The following is an 18632-nucleotide window of genomic DNA, read 5'->3' as shown; positions in this document are numbered from 1 at the left end:
TATAAGACAGATCCTGTCAGATGGCTAGTGATGTGTCCAAAAAAATAATCTTATGTCTGTTATAGCGGATTAATGTGAGTGCCTTGGTAATCCCTTTTCATCAACAACCCTTAGGTGGAGTGTTGCTGGCTCCAGACAGGCACCTGTTGATAATTGACCAACCATGGATCGATATATTTCTTGCCAGGGTGTTTGATTATCCAGTTCTGGCAGAACCAGATTTGCTTTTCTTCTCTCTAGTTCTTGGTCGCTGATGATCATGTCCACTTGCCGTTTATTCAGGTCCACACGAACGCCATCTCCACTTTTTAGAAGCGCCAACCCGCCGCCGACGGCAGCTTCGGGAGATGCGTTGAGGATTGAGGGACTGCCAGAAGTTCCACTTTGACGGCCATCGCCAACGCAAGGGAGGGATGTGATACCCTGTTTGACCAAGCTGTCAGGTGGTAACATGTTCACAACTTCTGCTGAACCGGGATAGCCGACTGGGCCACAGTTTCTAATAAAGAGGATTGAATCCTCGGTAACGCCGAGATCAGGATCGTTGCGTCTTTGGTGGTAATCTTCAGACCCTTCAAAGACGATTGCCTTACCAGTGAAGACATTGGGGTGATCCGGATCTTCCAGATATCTTTTTCGAAAGGTTTCGTCGATGGCAGATGTTTTGAGAACGGCATTATCAAAAAGGTTCCCGGATAACACCATAAGACCTGCAGATTGTAACAATGGATCATCTGTTGGCTTGATAACGTCTCGGTCGTGGGTAAAGGCTTCTCGGCAATTAGCGCCAAGGGTTTGGTTATTTACTGTCAGGCAGTCTTCATGGATTAGATCAGCTTTGATCAATTCGGCAAGAACGGCGGGCACACCACCTGCTTTATGAAAGCGTTCACCCAGATGCCGTCCGGTCGGTTGACAATCAACAATCATGGGAACGCTATAGCCAATGCGCTGCCAGTCATCCATTGTCAATTCAACACCCATATGGCGGGCAATGGCAATCAGGTGCGGTGGGCAATTGGTCGAAGCCCCCAACGACGAGGCCAGGACGATGGCATTTTCAAGAGCTTCTCTGGTCATGACCTTAGATGGTTTCAGGTCTTCCCAGACCATATCAACGATACGCTTACCTGTATGATAGGAAATTTGGCCACGTTCCCGATAGGGTGCTGGGATCGAAGCGCAGCCGGGCAGGGACATGCCCAGTGCTTCGGCCAGACAGTTCATGGACAGGGCTGTACCCATGGTGTTGCAGTGTCCCACAGAAGGGGCAGAAGCTGCTGCCAAATCCATGAAACCATCGTAATCAATTTCACCAGCGGCTAGTTGTTCTCGTGCTTCCCAGATGATGCTGCCAGAGCCAACGGTCCGGCCTTTGTGATAGCCATCCAGCATAGGGCCGCCAGAGAGAACAATGGCAGGAATATTAACTGTCGCAGCGGCCATCAAACAGGCCGGGGTTGTTTTGTCACAGCCAGTTGTCAGAACAACACCATCAAGTGGATAGCCGTAGAGAACTTCGACCAAACCAAGATAGGCAAGGTTTCGATCAAGCGCTGCCGTAGGACGTTTGCCGGTTTCTTGAATGGGATGTACCGGAAATTCAAGGGGAATACCCCCGGCATCACGGATACCCTCTTTAACACGAACGGCCAAATCTGTGTGATGGCGATTACAGGGTGTAAGGTCTGACCCCGTCTGTGCAATACCGATAATTGGTTTCCCGGACTGGAGTTCTTCGCGGGTAAGGCCAAAATTAAGATATCGCTCTAGATAGAGCGCGGACATTCCGGGATCATCAACGTCATCAAACCACTTTTTACTTCTGAGTTCTGCCGGGGTGATCCGTTGGTGTGTCATCATATTCTCTTTATTAAACCGGAATGCTTTATGTGCACTTTGTTTGCACTGATAATTTAATCTGCTTGCCCGCTTGTGACGCGGTTTCGCCCGATAACGGGGTATTGCTCGACTTCAAAGACGGTCCCGCTGACGGGCGCAGACTTGTCTGACAGCCAGAATACCACATGATTGGCAACCTGTTCAGGACGCAGGATTGTGCCAGAGGGCGCTGAGAGAGGTGAAACATTATCCAGCCAATTCTCGGGGTTGCCTTCCGCCAGTTGTAACTGGTGTTCATTTTCGGTAAGGGTCCATCCAACATTGATTTGATTAATGCGAATTTTTTCCGGCCCCAAGGCATCGCCAAGGTTTCTGGTTAGCGTCTGAAGACCACCTTTTGAAGTTGCATATATCAAGAGATCAGGCTGGCCACAGTGCGCATTGATCGATCCGATATTAACGACGCTTGCCGACCCGTTATCCCGAAAACTCTGCATCGCAGCTTGAATGGCCAACATCGGTGCACGTAGATTGATTGACATAACCTGATCAAAATCTTCGGCTGAAGCTGTATCAATATTATGGCGGGGTGAAATGCCTGCGTTATTGACCAGACCATCCAGATTACCGAATTTGCTGACGGCTGCTGAAACCAGTTGCTCGGGAAATGTCGGGTCAGCGATATCACCGGCTAACCCTGCAACACGATTGGCCTCAAAATCGTTGCTCAGTTCCGAGATAGCTTGTTCGACCAGATGGTCACGTCGTCCATGCAGGAAAACATTGGCCCCTTCTTTTAGAGCTTCTTCCGCGATGATGCGTCCAATCCCGCTACTGGATCCAGTTATGAGGATGTTTTTATTTTTCAACAACATGATTGATAACTTTAATTTATTTTGTGATAGTTTCTTCGAGTAACCCTGCAACGTCCAAATTCAGTTGGAATAGAGCACCAGCATCTGGGTTTTCTGCAAGTTCTTTCGGGGATAGGCGTGTGGATGCAGAGGTCACAAAAAGCGTTTTTAGATCTTCTCCACCAAAGCAAAGTGAAGTGGGACGTTGAACGGGCATATCAATTTTTTGATCAACTGTCCCGTCCGGTTTGTAACGTGTAATTGCCCATCCATCCCATTGAGCATTCCAAAGGTAACCTTCGCTATCAACGGTCATTCCATCAGGGTATCCATCATTGCCGAATAGTTGAACAAAGACCTCTGGTTCCGTAGTTATTCCTTCAGTTGGGTTATAACTTGCTGTCATGATTTTCTGCGAGGGTGAGTCTGCGAAAAAAATTCTGTCACCTGAGGGACTAAACGCTGGGCCATTAAAGACAATAAACTTTTGTTCCAACCGTGTTATTTGACCAGATTGATATCGCCAACATCCCGCAACAGGATCACATTCTTTAAGATGCTTTGCCCCGAAGACAAAGTTCCCAGACCTGTCGGCCTTACCGTCATTCATCAAACAGCTGTCATCAGCGAGCTCTGTCGCAATGGATGAAACAGTTCCATTATCAGGATTGACATGAAAAAGTCCCTGGCCTAAAGCCGCAATTAACCCACCATCATGCCAAAGGGCTATGGACCCTGCAGGAGCAGGAAGATCTATTGACGAATAGCCTGATCCATCCGTTTTTTGCCGATAGAGTCTGCTGTTTTCAATATCAACCCAATAAAGGAAGCTGGTCCGATAGTCCCAAAGGGGAGACTCACCCAACAGGGCATGTCCCTTCCATATTTTTTCGATCAAAGTCTTTTTGGCTGTCACGTTTACCGTCATGTCTTATCTTTGCTGTGCTTTAGATGCGAAGTTCGGTCTTGGGATCAAAGAGACTGGCTTTACCCATATCGACCATGAACGCCATTGTTTCTCCTGGTTCTGTGGTATTGTAGGGGTTAACACGTGCGATAACTTCACGTCCGCCGAGTTCTATATAGGTTAGCGTATCTGCACCCGTAGGTTCCAATACTTCCACCTGACAGTCAAATGCCTGTAGGCCTTTATTCAAAGATATTTCTGCATCTGAACGATGAGTAAGCGTTTCCGGTCTGATCCCGAGAATAACATTACGCCCAACCCAATCACCGATATCCTGTCGATCATTTGGTAAAGCTAAGAAAACGGAACTTCTGTTTCCATTGGCCGTGCGTTCTATAGAAACACCCAGTTTGCCACCTTCACTTACCACTGCGGCAGGCACAAAATTCATTGGCGGAGAGCCGACAAAACCGGCTACGTACATGTTTGCAGGTTTTTCATAAACTTCCTGCGGGCTTGCAAACTGTTGTACTTCACCCTCACGCAGAATGGCGATGCGACTAGCAAGTGTCATGGCTTCAATCTGGTCGTGGGTTACATAAACCATGGTTGTGCCAAGACGCTGGTGCAGTTTTTTGATCTCTGTCCGCATCTCAACCCGAAGCTTGGCGTCGAGGTTTGATAGAGGTTCATCGAACAAGAAAATTTCAGGATCACGTACAAGCGCACGCCCCATGGCAACACGCTGGCGCTGCCCGCCGGAAAGCTGTGCTGGTTTACGATCACTTAAGTGGTCAATCTGTAGCATGCGGGCTGCTTCATCCACACGCTTTTCGCGATCTTCCTTGGTGACTTTGCGCATTTCAAGACCAAAGCCGATGTTTCGGGCAACGGACATGTTGGGATAAAGCGCGTAGCTTTGGAAAACCATTGCGATATCACGGTCTTTTGGATGCACATCATTGACCACATTTTGATCAATAAGGATTTCACCATCAGTAATGGTATCCAAACCTGCGATCATATTCAGCAGTGTTGATTTTCCGCAACCGGATGGGCCCAGAAGGACCAGAAATTCACCATCTTCGAGATCAAGGTCAATGCCCTTGAGAACTTCGATAGCACCATATGATTTTTTGACATTTTGAATGGATAGGGATGCCATGAGTATTTTTCTCCTTACCCTTTAACTGAGCCAGCGGTTAGACCGCGTACGAAGTAACGACCTGCCAATACGTATACGACGAGTGTTGGGGCTGCTGTAATCAGGGCAGCGGCCATATCCACATTGTAACGTTTGACGCCAGTTGTTGTGTTTACAAGGTTGTTGAGTGCGACAGTTACCGGTTGTCCTCCACCAGTGGTGAAAGACGCCCCGAACAGGAAGTCATTCCAGATTTGAGTGAACTGCCAGATAATGGTGACGACGATAATCGGCGGGGACAAAGGCAACATAATACGCCAGAAAATCATAAAGAAACCTGCGCCGTCGATTGTTGCAGCCTTGATCAGGTCGTCAGGAATATTGACGTAGTAATTTCTGAAAAAAAGCACTGTAAAGGGGAGGCCATAGACAATATGAACCAGAACCAAACCGGGAACTGTATTCGCAATTCTGAGATAACCCAGTGATTGTGCCATTGGAAGCAACACAACTTGAAAGGGGATGAAACAACCAAACAGGATCATTGCAAAGATCAGGTTTGCCCCTTTGAACTTAAACTTAGTGAGGGAATATCCTGTCAAAGCCCCAAGAAGTGTAGAGATCAGGACAGCCGGAATGGTCATTGCCACTGAATTCCAGAAGTAAGGTTTGAGGCCGGTACAGCTAACGCCGATACAGGCTTCGTTCCAGGCATAGCCCCATGCATCAAAATTTATCTCTGATGGTAGGGATAGCAAAGTACCATTACGGATTTCGTCGAGATCTTTTAACGAGGTAGAAAGAACAACGATCAGTGGCAGAATATAATAGGCTGCAAAAATCAGCAAAAGCGTGTAGAGGCCAAATCTTGCAGCGGATTGCCATGGGCTTTTCCCACCGGGGAGTGCAGAAAGATCAGCCATTTTTCTTCTCCCTTAATTCGGAATAGAGATAAGGGATAACAATGGCCATCACCGTTGCCAGCATCATCATCGCGGAAGCGGCACCAAGGCCAATCTGATTACGGCGAAATGTCATTTCGTACATGAAATTCGCGGGCATAATCGTGCTGTAGCCGGGCCCTCCGCCTGTTAGAGCGACAACAAGGTCAAAGCTTTTCACCGCCATGTGCGTAAGAATAAAAAAGCAACTCAGGAATACAGGACGTAATGTCGGTAATATAATGACGAGATAAATACGCGATAGGGATGCACCATCCAGATAGGCTGCTTTGATTATTTCGCTATCAACCCCGCGTAAAGCAGCAAGGAAGAGCGCCATAACAAAGCCGGATGATTGCCAGACGGCTGCAATGACAAGGGTATAAACAGCCATTTCACTGTTGATCAGCCAATCAAAGGCGAAACTCTCCCATCCCCATGATTGCATAAGGCTTTGAATGCCAAGGCCTGGGTTGAGTATCCACTTCCAGGCTGTACCTGTGATGATAAAGGAAATCGCCATGGGATAGAGATAGACGGTACGCAGTACGCCTTCGGCGCGGACTTTTTGATCCAGTGCGATGGCTAATAAGCAACCGAGAACAATTGCAATAAGGATAAACAGGCTGCCAAAGACAAGCAGGTTTTCCATCGCAACATTCCAAGGAGTCATTTTCCAGAGGCGGATGTACTGGTAAAATCCTTCGAACGAATAGGTCGGCAGCATCTTGGACTTTGTGAAAGAAACATAGCCGGTCCAGGCAATGAAGCCATAAACAAAGAATATGATCAGGCCAAAAGTCGGTGCCACAACCAATTTGGCGACATTCCGGCGAAACCAATCAGAAAGTGGTTGCTTGGCTGGTATGGTTTTTTGAGTCATGAGGCTCATCATTTGTTCGGGAGCATTCCGGCAAGCAAAATCTGATAAGTGAAATCGCTTGAAACTAATAAATGCTCTAAGTCAAACAGATAAAACTTTTCCAGTCGTAATACACGCAGAGGGGAAAGTTTTGAATCGCGCATGCATTGAACATGCTTAGCTTAAAAAATGACGGTGTCTCCAATGAATATTCCCACCAATGGATATCACAGGGGAACACCGTCATTTTTAGGGAGGTTACTCAGCCAGTTCGATTGCTTCGGCTAGACGTTCAACCGCAACATCTGACGTCATGTCAGAATTGAAGTGTTCTGTAACGACATCTAGAATAGCTCCGCGAATTGCGCCAGAAGCCGCGATTTCGTGAGCCATTGATCCAACCAATGCTCCGCTTTCGGATGCTGATTGTAGATCAACCATCGATTTCACAGCACATTCGTCAAACTTATCAGTAGGTACGCCCATTCTTGCCGGAATTGACCCTTTGTATAGGTTAAAGGTTTCCTGGAACTTTTCGCCCAGGATCAGACGTGCAAGTAAGGCTTGTCCGGCTTTGTCATCTTCACTGCTAACATTGAACATGGCAAAGCTGTCAGAATTGAGAATGTAACCGCCGTTGGATGGTGTGGGAACGCAAAGGAAATCTTTGCCAGGGACTTTCCCGGCCGCAATAAATTCGCCTTTTGCCCAGTCACCCATGATCTGCATTGCTGCTTCGCCGCGCATCACCATACTCGTTGCAAGGTTCCAGTCACGTCCTGAAAAATCGGCATCAACGTAGCCGCGCATTTTGCGCATCTGATCAAAGACTTTTTTCATGGTATCGGATTTGATTGTCGCTATGTCTTTTTCTATGAAGGCTTTGTTGTAAAATTCAGCGCCGCCCATTCCCAATACAACTGTTTCAAATACTGTACCGTCCTGCCATGGCTGACCACCATGAGCCAACGGGGTAATGCCTGCGGCCTGAAGTTTGTCTGCGAGTGCGTTGAATTCTTCCCAGGTGCGAGGTGGCTCACCATCGACTTTTGCCAAAGATTCCGGGTTTGCCCAAATCCAGTCAACACGGTGGATGTTCACAGGAACAGCAACATATTTGCCGTCATGTTTAACAATTTTTTGTAACAATGGTGGGAGAACGTCATCCCAGCCTTCTTCTTCACCAAGCTTGGTCAAATCGCCCAATGCACCGGCTTCGGCCCATTCCTGAATACTCAAGCCTTTGATTTGTACAGCAGCAGGCGGGTTGCCTGATAGAACGCGTGAACGAAGTACAGCTGCCTGTGCATCTCCGCCACCACCAGCAACAGGTGCATCGAGCCATTTACCACCATTTGCTTCAAAGTCTTCTTTCAGTGCTTTAACAGCTTTGGCTTCACTGCCTGATGTCCAGTAGTGCAGGACTTCTGCTGTTGGTTCTGCCTGTGCAGAAATTGCACCTAAAGCAATAGAGCTTACTAAAGCAGTTGTAACGACTAGTTTTTGAGTAAACGATTTCATTCCCAGTTTCCTCCCCGTGTGAAGTGGATCCAATTGTAAGCCTGATCCAATGTAATGTTGACAAAGAGCCAACGAGCATTCCATAGATTATAGTTAGCTGTTCAGAATATTCAGGCTCCGATAGCCTCAGTAAAACCCTAACGCGTGTAACTTGCGACTACTTTAAGGTAACAGAAGATTGCAAATCACGTGCTTGGTTACAAACCGTTACAATTGAGTGGTAAAGTATTTTCTTTTTAATGAGTTGCTGCAGTTGCGAAATATGACAGGTGAGTGAATGGAAAAGGCTAAACATCTGCTGATTGTGGATGATGATGAAGAGATAAGAGATCTTTTGATGGGGTTTCTCACGCAACGTGGTTTTAGAGTCTCTGAAGCCGGATCGGGTGACGAAATGCGCCGCGAGTTGAATAAATGGTCTATTGATCTGATTATTCTCGATATCATGCTTCCCGGTGAAGATGGTCTTAGTCTTTGTCGTTCCGTTCGCGAAAAATCTGACGTCCCCATTATTATGCTTACGGCTGTCACGGGGGATGCAGATCGTATCGTCGGTCTGGAAGTTGGGGCGGATGATTATCTGGAAAAGCCTTTTAATCCCCGAGAACTTTTGGCTCGAATGAAAGCTATTTTCCGTCGAGTTTCCGGCGCAGGATCAGATGATACTATTGACGATGTCGCGATTGCTGCAAATCGGGTGTTTAAGTTTTCTGGTTGGCATTTGCACGAAGGTAAGCGAGAGATACGCTCACCGGACAAGTTTGTGGTTCATCTTTCTTCTGGTGAGTTTGCGCTTCTTATTGCCTTTTTAGAACAGCCACAAAAGGTTTTAACCCGCGATGATTTGATTAATGCGACGAGAGGGGTCGAGGCGATTGCCTTTGATCGCAGTATTGATATTCAGGTCAGTCGTTTACGTAAAAAACTTGAAAATGATGCTGATCGGCCAAAGCTGATTAAAACCGTCCGTGGCCAAGGATATATTTTTGCCGAAAAAGTTTCGGTTAACACGATTTCACCTGTTCAAAGCAGGTCATGATCGCTGATATGTTTATACGTTTATTTGAAAAATATCTCCCGACCAAAATACGCCCCAGAATTCTTCTTTTTGGCTTTTTATGTGGTTTCCTCGCGGCAAGTTTTGCATCAATCGGGGTCGGAGCTATTATCAATCGTAGAGCTGAAATAGCAGAAACGACCTGGATTGGACCTGTTATAGCACGGGTTTACGAAGACATTTCACGCATGCCGTTGGAACGGAGGCTTCTCTCCGTAGAGAACTTTAATCGATCGGATGCTGTTCAGTTTGCTTTGATTAAGCAAGATGAACTGAATGAGGCAAAGTCTTTAGAAGACTATTCCCTTCTTAATACCAACTCACAGTATGGACCTAATCCACGCATTTATCTGGAGCTTCTTGATCGTAATCCACGCCAAAGGATCCTCAAGTCGGACTATCCTCCTGAAGACCTAACCGCAAAGCTGACTTTCCTCGTATCTGCAATTGCACGACACGATAGCCGGGCGAAACTTTTCATTATTTTTTCAAATGGAGAGAGGTTAGTTGTTTCAAGTCGTAAATATTGGAAAGCTCGCATTACAGAAATCCAGTGGTTATTGATTTTCCTGGCAGGGATGGCTTTTTCTGGTGTGTTTTACGCAATTGGAACCCGGGCCTTACTTCGACCTTTCAAAATATTAAGTGAAAGCAGCGATGATCTGGATGACGTGCGTGCTACAGTTCTTTGGTCAGAAGAGGCGAAAGGTATCGCTCACAGCCTTTCTGCCGAACAGAAAGAGAAAGCAGAAGTTCTGGATGAGAGAACGCGTATGCTAACAGCAATCTCTCATGATTTACGTACACCAGCCACACGTTTGAGGTTGCGGGCAGAGTATATCGAAGATGAAAGCTTACGTAACAAGATTCTTGCTGATCTGGATTTAATGCTTGGCATGACACGAGATGCGATTGATTTCCTCAAGGGTGGCTTGGAAAGGGAAGATGAAGAATACTTTGAAATTGTGTCGCTCGTTCAAAGTATTTGTGATGATTTTTCCGATGTTGGCATGCCTGTTACATTTATGCCCATACAATATCCAACCCTGAGAACAACAGGCACAGTCTTTAGTTCTCAGGCAAAGTCAGTACCTTTGGATGGTATGCTCAAGGGGAATATGAAGGGGCGACCCAAAGCTTTACAACGCGCCATTACCAACCTCGTTGCAAATGCAGTTAAATACGGATTTCAGGCAAAGGTCAGCTTAACTATAGAACCTGGTCGCGTTTTGATTGAAGTCATGGATAAAGGGCCGGGCATTCCAGAGGAAGAGATGGAAAATGTTCTCAAACCCTTTTATCGCCTAGAAAAATCTAGAAATAGGGAAACTGGGGGCAGTGGCCTTGGGTTGAGTATCGTCAACAGCGTTATTCAAGCCCATAACGGGCATTTTGATTTAATCAATTTACCCGTTCAGGGCCTGAATGCGACCGTTGATATTCCTCGATCAATTGACGTTAACTAGATAAATACGAAGCTTTTATTCAGCAGCTTTCGCGGTAAGTTCTGTTGAACCAAGCGGAACACTTTCCTGTATATTCCGAGTAAATATCAGCGGTAATTCTTCGGGAGGGCTGGTTTCTTCTGGAATGAGAAGGATGCCATGGCGTTGTAGAAACAAACCAATCTTTTCCTGTCCAAAAGCAACGGCCAAGGGGGCACCAAAAATCAGGCCTGTTAAAATCGGCGCTAACCATAACAAGAGTTCGGGCGCTTGATTTAGATAAACAAAACCAAGCACAACAGCGGCGAGCAAATGTACTCTGTGTTGTTTAAAAGCTTCTTTCCATGGAATATTACGCCCACTACGGCTCTGTGCATTCCACTGTACTGTTTTACCAATCAGCAGTGCCGAGATAATACGAACGTGGAAAATCATAATAACAGGCGCGGAAATAGCAGAGAAAATCATTTCCAAAATACTGCTGAGCGTGAGTTTAATGACTCCGCCGTATGCCGATGCTTCTCGGTAAGCGAGCAGAAGAGCCAAAACCTTTGGCATAAACAGCATGCTCATGACGATGATAAACAAAGTCAGAGGTGAAGCTGTGTAGGGCGTCAGCATTGACCATTCGTAGGGTAGGGGAATAACCGGACTGATTGGCATTGTGCGTTCTGTCACCAAAAAAGCACTCATCAACAATAGCATCATCCAGAGATAAGAGGAACCATAACTCATCGCGCCCATAAGCATGTGAATTCGGCTAACTTTTTTAAGTCCCTTTTCCGATATCAGGCGCATGTGCTGAAAATTGCCCTGGCACCAGCGCTGATCCCTAATGATATGATCCAGAATATTGGTTGGCACCTGCTCATAGCTGCCTTTGCCTTCTGGATAGATCCAGACGTCTTGTCCTGCGCGACGCAAAAAGGCTGCTTCGACAAAATCATGGCTCAGAATTTCGCCCGATAGAGGTCCTTGGCCTGATAGTATGGGAAGGTCACAGTGCTCCATGAAAGGCGACAGTCGAAGAATGGCATTATGGCCCCAATAGTTGCCGTCATTCATTGTCCAGTAGCTCAGGCCTGTTGTGAACAACTCCCCTGTCAATCTGATATTGAACTGGGTCAGACGGCCAAAGAGGGTTTTTTGTCCCATGGCGCGGGGAAGTGCTTGTATCAAACCAGCTTTGGGATTGTTATCCATCATTCTGGTCATATTCAGGATTGTTTCGCCTGACATGATACTGTCCGCATCCAACACAACCATATAGTCGAAAGAATCTCCCCAACGATCACAAAAATCTTTTATATTGCCGACTTTACGGTGGGTGTTCTTTTCACGGCGGCGATAGTGGAATTTTCCTTGCAGGACATAGCGATGCAGTAATTCCTGCGCCAATGATTCTTCTTGGGTAGCAATGGATAGATCTGTTGTATCGCTTAAAAGGAAGAACTCAAACGAATTACCGTGTCCTGTTGCCTGTACGGACCTAAGCGTTTGTTCCATCCCCAGAAAAACCAGCTCAGGATCTTCGTTATAGGCGGGCATGACGATAGCGATTTTGCCTTCTGGCGCGGCTGTGGGATCCAGATCGCGTGCGATGGGCGCAACAGTTTTTGCTGCATTTTTGTGATGGAAAGCACGAATGACAAAGCCGATAATAGACGTCCAGAATGACTGACTGATCCAGAGAAAGGCAATTGTTGAGAGAAGTACATAGATGCCTTCGAGCAGACTCAAGCCGTTTTCAAAAAGGTTGAGCGTTAGATTTGTGCTAAGTGCACCGACGGTTAAGCTGAGCAACAAGAGAAGCAAAGATCTGCGTCTACGCTTTGTTTTCGCGACGTCAATCTTGCAAGGTTTGTTGGTTGTATGGCTCATTCAGTTTATCCAGCCTTAGGCATATCTTGTTGTGTAGAGGTAAGTCCAGGTTTCTGTCAGGGCGCGATCGCCCATTCTCAGATAACCGCGTAAATCACAAGGTTGGTCGTTTTCCGGTTCCATGTTGAACTCGACACGCCACAGCTTGTTTTCTGTATTTTTAAACGTTTTAACGTCGTATATTTTACCAGCCTGACAATTGAATATGGCCTCAATAGGGCTATCTGCGGGAAGCTCGCTAAGTTCAGTGCTTTCAAACTCCACGACAAAAAAGCGAGCTTGTGCACTATGACCATAGGAAAAGCCTGCTCTGTTGGCGGGGCCTTCGCGCGTACTCATCGACTTTCCTGCTGGCGGCCATTGCTCTGATTCCAGATAACTTGTCAATCGGTAGCTGTATTGCAATTCGCTACCAGTCTTCATTTGTTTATCAGATACCCAATAGGCCACAATGTTATCTGTTGTCTCCAAATTCGAAGGAATTTCGACAAGTTCTACATGACCACTTCCCCAATTCTCTTGGGGCTCTATCCAGATACTCGGACGTTTTTGGTATCGCGATTCCAGATCCCCATAGTGATTGAAGTTTTTATCACGCTGGGAAAGGCCGAAACCATTCGTATTTTCACCTATAAAGGCTGAAATTGTCAGGTTCTTGCGGCGCGCAAGCGGTCGCCAGATCCACTCATCTGTGGATGTGCAAACCATCAGGCCGTCGGAATCGTGTACTTCTGGTCTGTAATCGTCCAATCCCTTGGTGTTTTCACCAAACAGAAACATGCTTGTTAACGGCGCAAGGCCAAGCTTGTTGATATCTTTGCGTGCGAAAAGGGAAACTTCGATATCAACAACTGTGTCTTTTCCCGGTTGTATTGTGAAGCGATAGGCTCCGGCCACGCTTGGACTGTCCATAAGGGCCATGATGACAAGGTTGTTTTCGTCAGAGTCTTTTTCTGGTTTCTCTAACCAGAATTCTTTGAACAGCGGGAATTCTTCACCAGTCGGTTCGGCGGTATCAATAGCCAGTCCTCTTATCGAAAGACCGTACTGCTGTCCTTGGCCCAATACACGGAAGTAGTTGGATCCAAGGAAAGATATCAGTTCATCATAGTATTCGCTGTTCAGTTGGTGATGAACGCGAAAACCGGCAAAGTGCAGATCTTTCATATCTGATAGGGCAGGTTGTTTTCCTTCGTACCAGAACATGCCGGGTTGAATGGTTTGACCTTTTTCGCTGCCGTTTTCTTGTAAGTTTATATCAACTGTATCGTGGAACCACGGGCCGCCGGGGTGGAAAAACTGTAGTTGATAGGGGCCGCCGTCATTCCAAAGTGGTTTATTGGGGTTGTAATAGATTTTGGAAAATTCTTCGACTGACATACTTTTCCAGAAATCACTTATCGTGCTTTCGGGTTTGTTGTAAGCAGTTTGCGACAGGGTCTGTGCTTTTTGTATGACATCGCCATAACGGGTGATGCCTTTATTATCAGTATCATTAGCAAAAGAGTCGACTAAGACACCTGACATTAATCCGGTGGTCGAGAGTGCCGCGGTGGAGAGAAGAAATTTTCTACGGTTCATTGTGCAATGGTTCAAGTTCAAATTGGTACAGAGGAAGTCGCTGAAATGTAATGCTTTTTCAAGGGGTATTTCTGTGTCATTGCATTTTTATTACCTTATTATGTTTCGTGTCTCTCCATAATAGATTGGTTTTTTTTAAACTTTCCCAAAGCGAAGGGGTATACAATCCTCATCACAAGTTCGAGAACAAGCTTTACTGTACGGGGAGTTGATAAGGTATCATTTTCATTATAGAGACCTCTTTTACGAATTGAGAATCGGCCGAATTAAAGATTGCCGAATTAAAGAGTGCTGGACTAAGAGTGAATGTATAAAACGAACGAACGACCAACAGAGAATAAGTTGACTCCAGCAGCGACCGCTGTAAAAAAAGTCCGTGATCCACGGCTGGACTTTTTCCGTGGTGTTGCCATGCTGATTATCTTTGTTGCGCATGTGCCGGGTAACTATTGGGCAAAGTTTATTCCGGCACGCTTTGGCCCCAGCGATGCGGCTGAAATGTTTGTTTTCTGCTCCGGTTTTGCTGCAGCAATTGCCTTTGGTGGCACCTTTCGGCGCTCAGGCTTTTTCATGGGAACGATGCGCATCGTCATTCGCTGTGTTCAGCTTTATATGGCACATTTAGGGTTATTTTTTGTTCTGGCGACAGTCTGTGCTGTCGCAACCGCATACTTTGTTGATTTCAATTACATTACCAAGCTTAATCTTCCATACTTTTTCAACAACACATCTGAAGCACTCGGCGCTTTGTTTACGCTGACTTATGTGCCGAATTTTTTTGATATCATGCCTATGTATATTGGGGTTCTGGCGCTTGTACCTGTGGTTATACTCCTTGCCCGCATACATCCTTATCTGGTCCCTGCTTTTTCGATAGCTCTGTACGCAGCAAGCTGGCAGTGGCAGTTGGAATTTCCCGCCGAACCCTTTTCTGATCGTCCGTGGTTTTTCAATCCGTTTGCTTGGCAGTTATTGTTTTTCACCGGCTTTGCCATATCTGCGGGCTGGATTAAGGCGCCACCGCCGAACAAGTGGCTGCTTATAGCCTGTATCATCTTTGTGCTTGTGCTGATCCCGATTAGTAACTGGCCGATCATGCGCGCGATACCAGAGCTTAAAGATATTCGCGCCGAGCTTATTCTTGGCTTTAAGAAAACCAACTTCGGTCTGCTGCGCTGGCTACATTTTCTGGCCCTTGCCTATATTTGTGTGACCCTGCTGAAAGGTCGGGAACAAATCCTGAGACACGGCTATTTCAAGCCGTTGATCAAATGCGGACAGCAGGCTCTACCAGTTTTCCTCTTGGGCATGACCTTGTCCTGGATTGGGGGTATTGTTCTGGATCAGATTGGTCGCGATGCCTTGGGGCTAACAATTGTTAATATTACCGGCATGGCTATTTTGATAGGCTTTGCGTATCTTATGGGGTGGGTCAAGTCTTCACCGTGGCGTCAGGTGCCTAATAAAGCTGCCTTGCCAGAGATGGAACCAGTGACAGAACCTAAAACAGATTTGGGCACACGGGCGACACAGCCCGCAGAGTAAGAGAGATTTTTATCAGGGGGACGCTTGCGTAAAGCATTTAAACTGTTTTTGGCTTTTATAGGAACAACTGTAGGAGCTATTTGTCTGGGGTTGGTATGGCCCTTAACAGCTTTTGCGCAAGGTCTCGTGATCACTGATCAGAAAGTGTCACTCCCGAGTTTTAGTATCCCTGCGAATTACTCGATTTATTTACCCGAAAAGTACTGTTTTGATAACAGGTTATACCCCGTTCTTTACCTTTTACATGGCTATGGTGGATCCCATAGAGATTGGTTAAAAGCGGGCCGTGTTGCACAGACTTTGGATCTTCTTATTGCTGATAGAGTAATTGATCCCATGATAGTGGTCATGCCTTCGGCGGGCAAGTCTTGGTATCTCAATTCAGAGCAGCACGGGGCCTTTCAATCCGGCCTTGGGCAGGAACTTCCGGGGATTATGGAAGAGCTTCTTGCCAATAAGGTTAGTAAAGGAAAACGTGCCATTGCCGGACTGTCTATGGGCGGTTACGGCGCATTAAAATTTGCTTTTGAAGCGCCAGAAAACTTCATCGCGGTTGCTGCGTTAAGTCCGGCGATTTTCCCAAACGTTGAAAGTGCAAACATCTTTAAACCTGTTCAGATAAAGCTTTTTGCCGGGGCTTTTGGTGATCCTTTTTCAGTTGAAATTTTCAACCGCGAAAATGTTTTTACCGCGTTGGAAAGTGTTAAGCCTGAGAACTTCCCCCATACATACCTGACGGTAGGGGATGATGACTGGTTTGGCCTCTACGAAGGTACCTTTGCGCTTTATAAGGAACTGAAAAGCAGGAAGCTTCCGTCAGAACTGCGCATTACCAACGGCAATCACACATGGAAGCTCTGGCGGGATGAGATCGGGCAAGCACTGGTCTTCATTGATGATAAGTTTGCAGCAGAAGATACTGCGCAAACAGATACAAAAAATAATGCCAAAAACGAAAATGTAATCTCTGTGGCGATGGTGGCCCGAAACTCTGTTTTTTGTCCCTAAATTATCGCTTGTCTGTGGAAGGGCTTTTTTTGGACAAGCGCGATTGTTTTCGGGTGTGAACAAATCTTACGCTACATAAGCTTGCCCATAATAACCCCAGTCCTATAGCAAACCCTGTACGGCAATCATAACGACCCCAGCCAGAATGATATAAAAGAAATCAACGATGATGGCATAGGTTGATTTGCGGACGAAGCTTCCAGTGGAGGCAATAAACAACGCGACCGCCAGTATGGCCAGGATTGCTGTAAAGAGTGCATTGCTCGCTGCCGTGATGCCGATAACGATGGAGAGCACTAAAAGCGCCAGTAACTGTGCGATCATGGCAAAGACAGGCATTTTATCTGCGCTGGCAAGCTCTACACCGGACCCTTCGGCCCATTTCTTCCCGAATAGCAGCGGGCTGTACCATGCCCATCCAACTAAAAACGATACTACAGTTCCGACCAGAACAGCTATCCAGTTTATACTGTCAAATTCGTGCACTTTCCGTCTCCCTCTTTTGGTAGTCGACCACTTTACCGGCAAAGGAATGAGATAAACAGATGCTTTTGGCAGACACTGTGATGAGAGAGAAATAAAAAACCCGGTTTCAAACCGGGCCTTTTTAGACAGATTATCTGATCAGGAATTTTAGTGTTAGAGCGCTGAACTGGAAACCAGTTCTTTATGTCCAACTTTCTCTGGTGCTTTTTCTGGTTCTGCAGCTTCAGGAATTTTTGCCAGTCTCTTCAAGGCCCAAGGGTTTTCTGGACGTTGTTTTAGGCGGGTATTGAGAAGATCTTTGGCGGTGGTATAGCGCTGTGCCCGTATAGAGGCATCGATCAGCAGCCTGTGGAAGACATCGCGTTGGGCGTGGCTGCCGCCGATTTGTTGCAGGTCATCAAAAACAGGCAACAGATGGTCAACACACTGCGCGTCGTTTCCGGTTTTGCAGGCATGAATAGCTTTTGCCAGTGGCATGCCGAAGTTGCGGAAGATTTCCTGTGTCGTGCCTTCGCCCTGCGCTTTTTCACGCATGGTTTCAATAAAAGCGTCGGCGGCTTTGGTATTCCCGCTGCTCAGGATGGCCAGCAAGTAGTGCGCATCGGCAAAGGCCAGACTGTGATCGTTGACGTGGTTGGCGGACAGCTTGGCCATTTCTTCCCAGCGGTTGCCAACGTTGACGCCCTCTAGTTCCAGACGATAGAGCAGGGACACGCCGTTACTGATATCGCGGAAATCATCAGTTTGATCTTTGCGGATGTAGGAATCATACAGGCGAAGAACTTCGTCTTTTTGCCCCAGCTCAAGATGGAACAGCGCCTTGTGCCAATGCATATGGTACGAGAAGTTATTACAGTTCTCCCACTCGTTTTGATACTGCTTCAGCCAGTTAATCCCCTCGGACGGGCGATTGGACATTTCCAAAACGTGGCCGACGGCGTGCGTGCCCCATGCATCGTTCGGAGCAATCTCTACGCCGCGTTTGCCGGTTTTCTCTGCTTCCGCATAAGATCCGGTTTCTTCCAGACCAAAGCTGTGACAGCCCAGAATAAAGCCGTAGTCACGCACACCTTCGTTCCATGAACTCATGATTTTGGTGGTCGAAGCCCGCATGCCGTGGTTTTGGCCACGAATAAACTGACAGGCGTGGGTAATCTTTACACTCAGGGCATCAAGCGGATAATCGTCCAGTAAGGCATCCAGTCTGACGATTGCTTTGTCGAGGTTGCCATAACACCATTCTTCGAGGGCAGTTAACAGCTCGCTTTCGCGGTGGTTGGCGCCACGCTCTCTGACCGACAGCTTTGCTTTGAACAGGGATTCCAGTGCGACGGGGTCTGTTTCGACCTTGGCCAGCATCTTGTAGAAGAAGCCCTTGGCAATCAGCGCCAGAACCATTTGTGGGTCGGCGGCGAGGGTCAGGCCGAGCGCATCGGGTGTTTTCTTTGAATGGGCGAGAAAGAGGGAGACTGTATTGTCAAAGTGATCAACGGCGTTTTGATTCAAAGCTGTTACTGCGTGTCCACGACAATCAAACAACACGGGGTGCCTCCATAGC

15 protein-coding genes are annotated in these 18632 nt (G+C 46.9%); 4 read left to right on the top strand and 11 right to left on the bottom strand.

Translation table 11 applies throughout. The features are described from left to right. Nucleotides 1-69 precede the first annotated feature (69 nt). The 7 genes from WH96_RS16625 to WH96_RS16595 form a co-directional block, all read right to left on the bottom strand. Complete coding sequence (locus WH96_RS16625; protein WP_047765343.1) at nucleotides 70-1860, bottom strand: IlvD/Edd family dehydratase; 1791 nt, start codon at nucleotides 1858-1860, stop codon at nucleotides 70-72. Nucleotides 1861-1916: 56 nt separating this feature from the next. Further along, nucleotides 1917-2717: an SDR family NAD(P)-dependent oxidoreductase gene (locus WH96_RS16620; protein ID WP_047765342.1), complete on the bottom strand. Its 801-nt coding sequence runs from the start codon at nucleotides 2715-2717 to the stop codon at nucleotides 1917-1919. Between the two features lie 16 nt (nucleotides 2718-2733). Beyond that, complete coding sequence (locus tag WH96_RS16615) at nucleotides 2734-3624, bottom strand: SMP-30/gluconolactonase/LRE family protein (RefSeq protein WP_047765341.1); 891 nt, start codon at nucleotides 3622-3624, stop codon at nucleotides 2734-2736. Nucleotides 3625-3643: 19 nt separating this feature from the next. Beyond that, a complete protein-coding gene (locus tag WH96_RS16610) occupies nucleotides 3644-4768 on the bottom strand; it encodes an ABC transporter ATP-binding protein (RefSeq protein ID WP_047765340.1) in 1125 nt (374 codons plus the stop codon). Nucleotides 4769-4782: 14 nt separating this feature from the next. Further along, the gene (locus WH96_RS16605) at nucleotides 4783-5670 is read right to left on the bottom strand and encodes a carbohydrate ABC transporter permease (RefSeq protein WP_047765339.1); all 888 of its coding nucleotides are present in this window, start codon (nucleotides 5668-5670) and stop codon (nucleotides 4783-4785) included. Continuing rightward, nucleotides 5663-6571, bottom strand: coding sequence for a carbohydrate ABC transporter permease (locus tag WH96_RS16600; RefSeq protein WP_047765360.1), 909 nt, complete (start codon nucleotides 6569-6571; stop codon nucleotides 5663-5665). The genes WH96_RS16605 and WH96_RS16600 overlap by 8 nt, the downstream gene beginning before the upstream one ends. A gap of 237 nt (nucleotides 6572-6808) precedes the next feature. Further along, nucleotides 6809-8071 (bottom strand): ABC transporter substrate-binding protein, encoded by a 1263-nt coding sequence (locus WH96_RS16595; protein WP_047765338.1) that lies wholly within the window; start codon nucleotides 8069-8071, stop codon nucleotides 6809-6811. Nucleotides 8072-8348: 277 nt separating this feature from the next. On the opposite strand from WH96_RS16595, the gene WH96_RS16590 reads away from it, so the two are divergent. Together WH96_RS16590 and WH96_RS21525 are read left to right on the top strand one after the other, a co-directional pair. Continuing rightward, complete coding sequence (locus WH96_RS16590; RefSeq protein WP_047765337.1) at nucleotides 8349-9110, top strand: response regulator; 762 nt, start codon at nucleotides 8349-8351, stop codon at nucleotides 9108-9110. Between the two features lie 8 nt (nucleotides 9111-9118). Then, on the top strand, nucleotides 9119-10594 hold the full coding sequence (locus tag WH96_RS21525; protein ID WP_162200164.1) for a sensor histidine kinase: 1476 nt from the start codon (nucleotides 9119-9121) through the stop codon (nucleotides 10592-10594). A gap of 15 nt (nucleotides 10595-10609) precedes the next feature. Here the strand turns inward: WH96_RS21525 and mdoH are convergent, their stop codons facing one another. Then, complete coding sequence (gene mdoH, locus WH96_RS16580) at nucleotides 10610-12454, bottom strand: glucans biosynthesis glucosyltransferase MdoH (protein ID WP_053006059.1); 1845 nt, start codon at nucleotides 12452-12454, stop codon at nucleotides 10610-10612. Between the two features lie 15 nt (nucleotides 12455-12469). Then, nucleotides 12470-14035, bottom strand: a complete 1566-nt coding sequence (locus tag WH96_RS16575) for a glucan biosynthesis protein (RefSeq protein ID WP_082130544.1) — start codon at nucleotides 14033-14035, stop codon at nucleotides 12470-12472. Nucleotides 14036-14341: 306 nt separating this feature from the next. Between WH96_RS16575 and WH96_RS16570 the strand changes: the two genes are divergently transcribed. Both WH96_RS16570 and WH96_RS16565 read left to right on the top strand, forming a co-directional pair. After that, complete coding sequence (locus WH96_RS16570) at nucleotides 14342-15580, top strand: OpgC family protein (protein ID WP_053006055.1); 1239 nt, start codon at nucleotides 14342-14344, stop codon at nucleotides 15578-15580. 24 nt (nucleotides 15581-15604) lie between these two features. After that, a complete protein-coding gene (locus WH96_RS16565) occupies nucleotides 15605-16588 on the top strand; it encodes an alpha/beta hydrolase (RefSeq protein ID WP_047765336.1) in 984 nt (327 codons plus the stop codon). Between the two features lie 102 nt (nucleotides 16589-16690). On the opposite strand, the gene WH96_RS16560 is transcribed toward WH96_RS16565, so the two are convergent. Next, entirely contained in the window at nucleotides 16691-17074 is a 384-nt protein-coding gene (locus WH96_RS16560) for a DUF1761 domain-containing protein (protein ID WP_047765335.1), read from the bottom strand. Nucleotides 17075-17227: 153 nt separating this feature from the next. Beyond that, complete coding sequence (locus tag WH96_RS16555) at nucleotides 17228-18616, bottom strand: tetratricopeptide repeat protein (RefSeq protein ID WP_047765334.1); 1389 nt, start codon at nucleotides 18614-18616, stop codon at nucleotides 17228-17230. Between the last annotated feature and the right edge of the window lie 16 nt (nucleotides 18617-18632).

Source organism: Kiloniella spongiae (assembly GCF_001026905.1).
In the GTDB taxonomy this organism is placed as follows: domain Bacteria; phylum Pseudomonadota; class Alphaproteobacteria; order Kiloniellales; family Kiloniellaceae; genus Kiloniella; species Kiloniella spongiae.
The sequence above is the reverse complement of the archived record's forward strand: the minus strand, read 5'-3'. Positions and strand labels throughout refer to the sequence as shown.

Bases quoted from the DNA above. Each gene is read 5' to 3' on its own strand.
- WH96_RS16620 (WP_047765342.1), bottom strand. From the start codon at position 2,717: ATGTTGTTGAAAAATAAAAACATCCTCATAACTGGATCCAGTAGCGGG.
- WH96_RS16625 (WP_047765343.1), bottom strand. From the start codon at position 1,860: ATGACACACCAACGGATCACCCCGGCAGAACTCAGAAGTAAAAAGTGG.
- WH96_RS16605 (WP_047765339.1), bottom strand. From the start codon at position 5,670: ATGGCTGATCTTTCTGCACTCCCCGGTGGGAAAAGCCCATGGCAATCC.
- WH96_RS16595 (WP_047765338.1), bottom strand. From the start codon at position 8,071: ATGAAATCGTTTACTCAAAAACTAGTCGTTACAACTGCTTTAGTAAGC.
- mdoH (WP_053006059.1), bottom strand. From the start codon at position 12,454: ATGAGCCATACAACCAACAAACCTTGCAAGATTGACGTCGCGAAAACA.
- WH96_RS21525 (WP_162200164.1), top strand. From the start codon at position 9,119: ATGTTTATACGTTTATTTGAAAAATATCTCCCGACCAAAATACGCCCC.
- WH96_RS16610 (WP_047765340.1), bottom strand. From the start codon at position 4,768: ATGGCATCCCTATCCATTCAAAATGTCAAAAAATCATATGGTGCTATC.
- WH96_RS16590 (WP_047765337.1), top strand. From the start codon at position 8,349: ATGGAAAAGGCTAAACATCTGCTGATTGTGGATGATGATGAAGAGATA.
- WH96_RS16600 (WP_047765360.1), bottom strand. From the start codon at position 6,571: ATGACTCAAAAAACCATACCAGCCAAGCAACCACTTTCTGATTGGTTT.
- WH96_RS16570 (WP_053006055.1), top strand. From the start codon at position 14,342: ATGTATAAAACGAACGAACGACCAACAGAGAATAAGTTGACTCCAGCA.
- WH96_RS16615 (WP_047765341.1), bottom strand. From the start codon at position 3,624: ATGACGGTAAACGTGACAGCCAAAAAGACTTTGATCGAAAAAATATGG.
- WH96_RS16575 (WP_082130544.1), bottom strand. From the start codon at position 14,035: ATGAACCGTAGAAAATTTCTTCTCTCCACCGCGGCACTCTCGACCACC.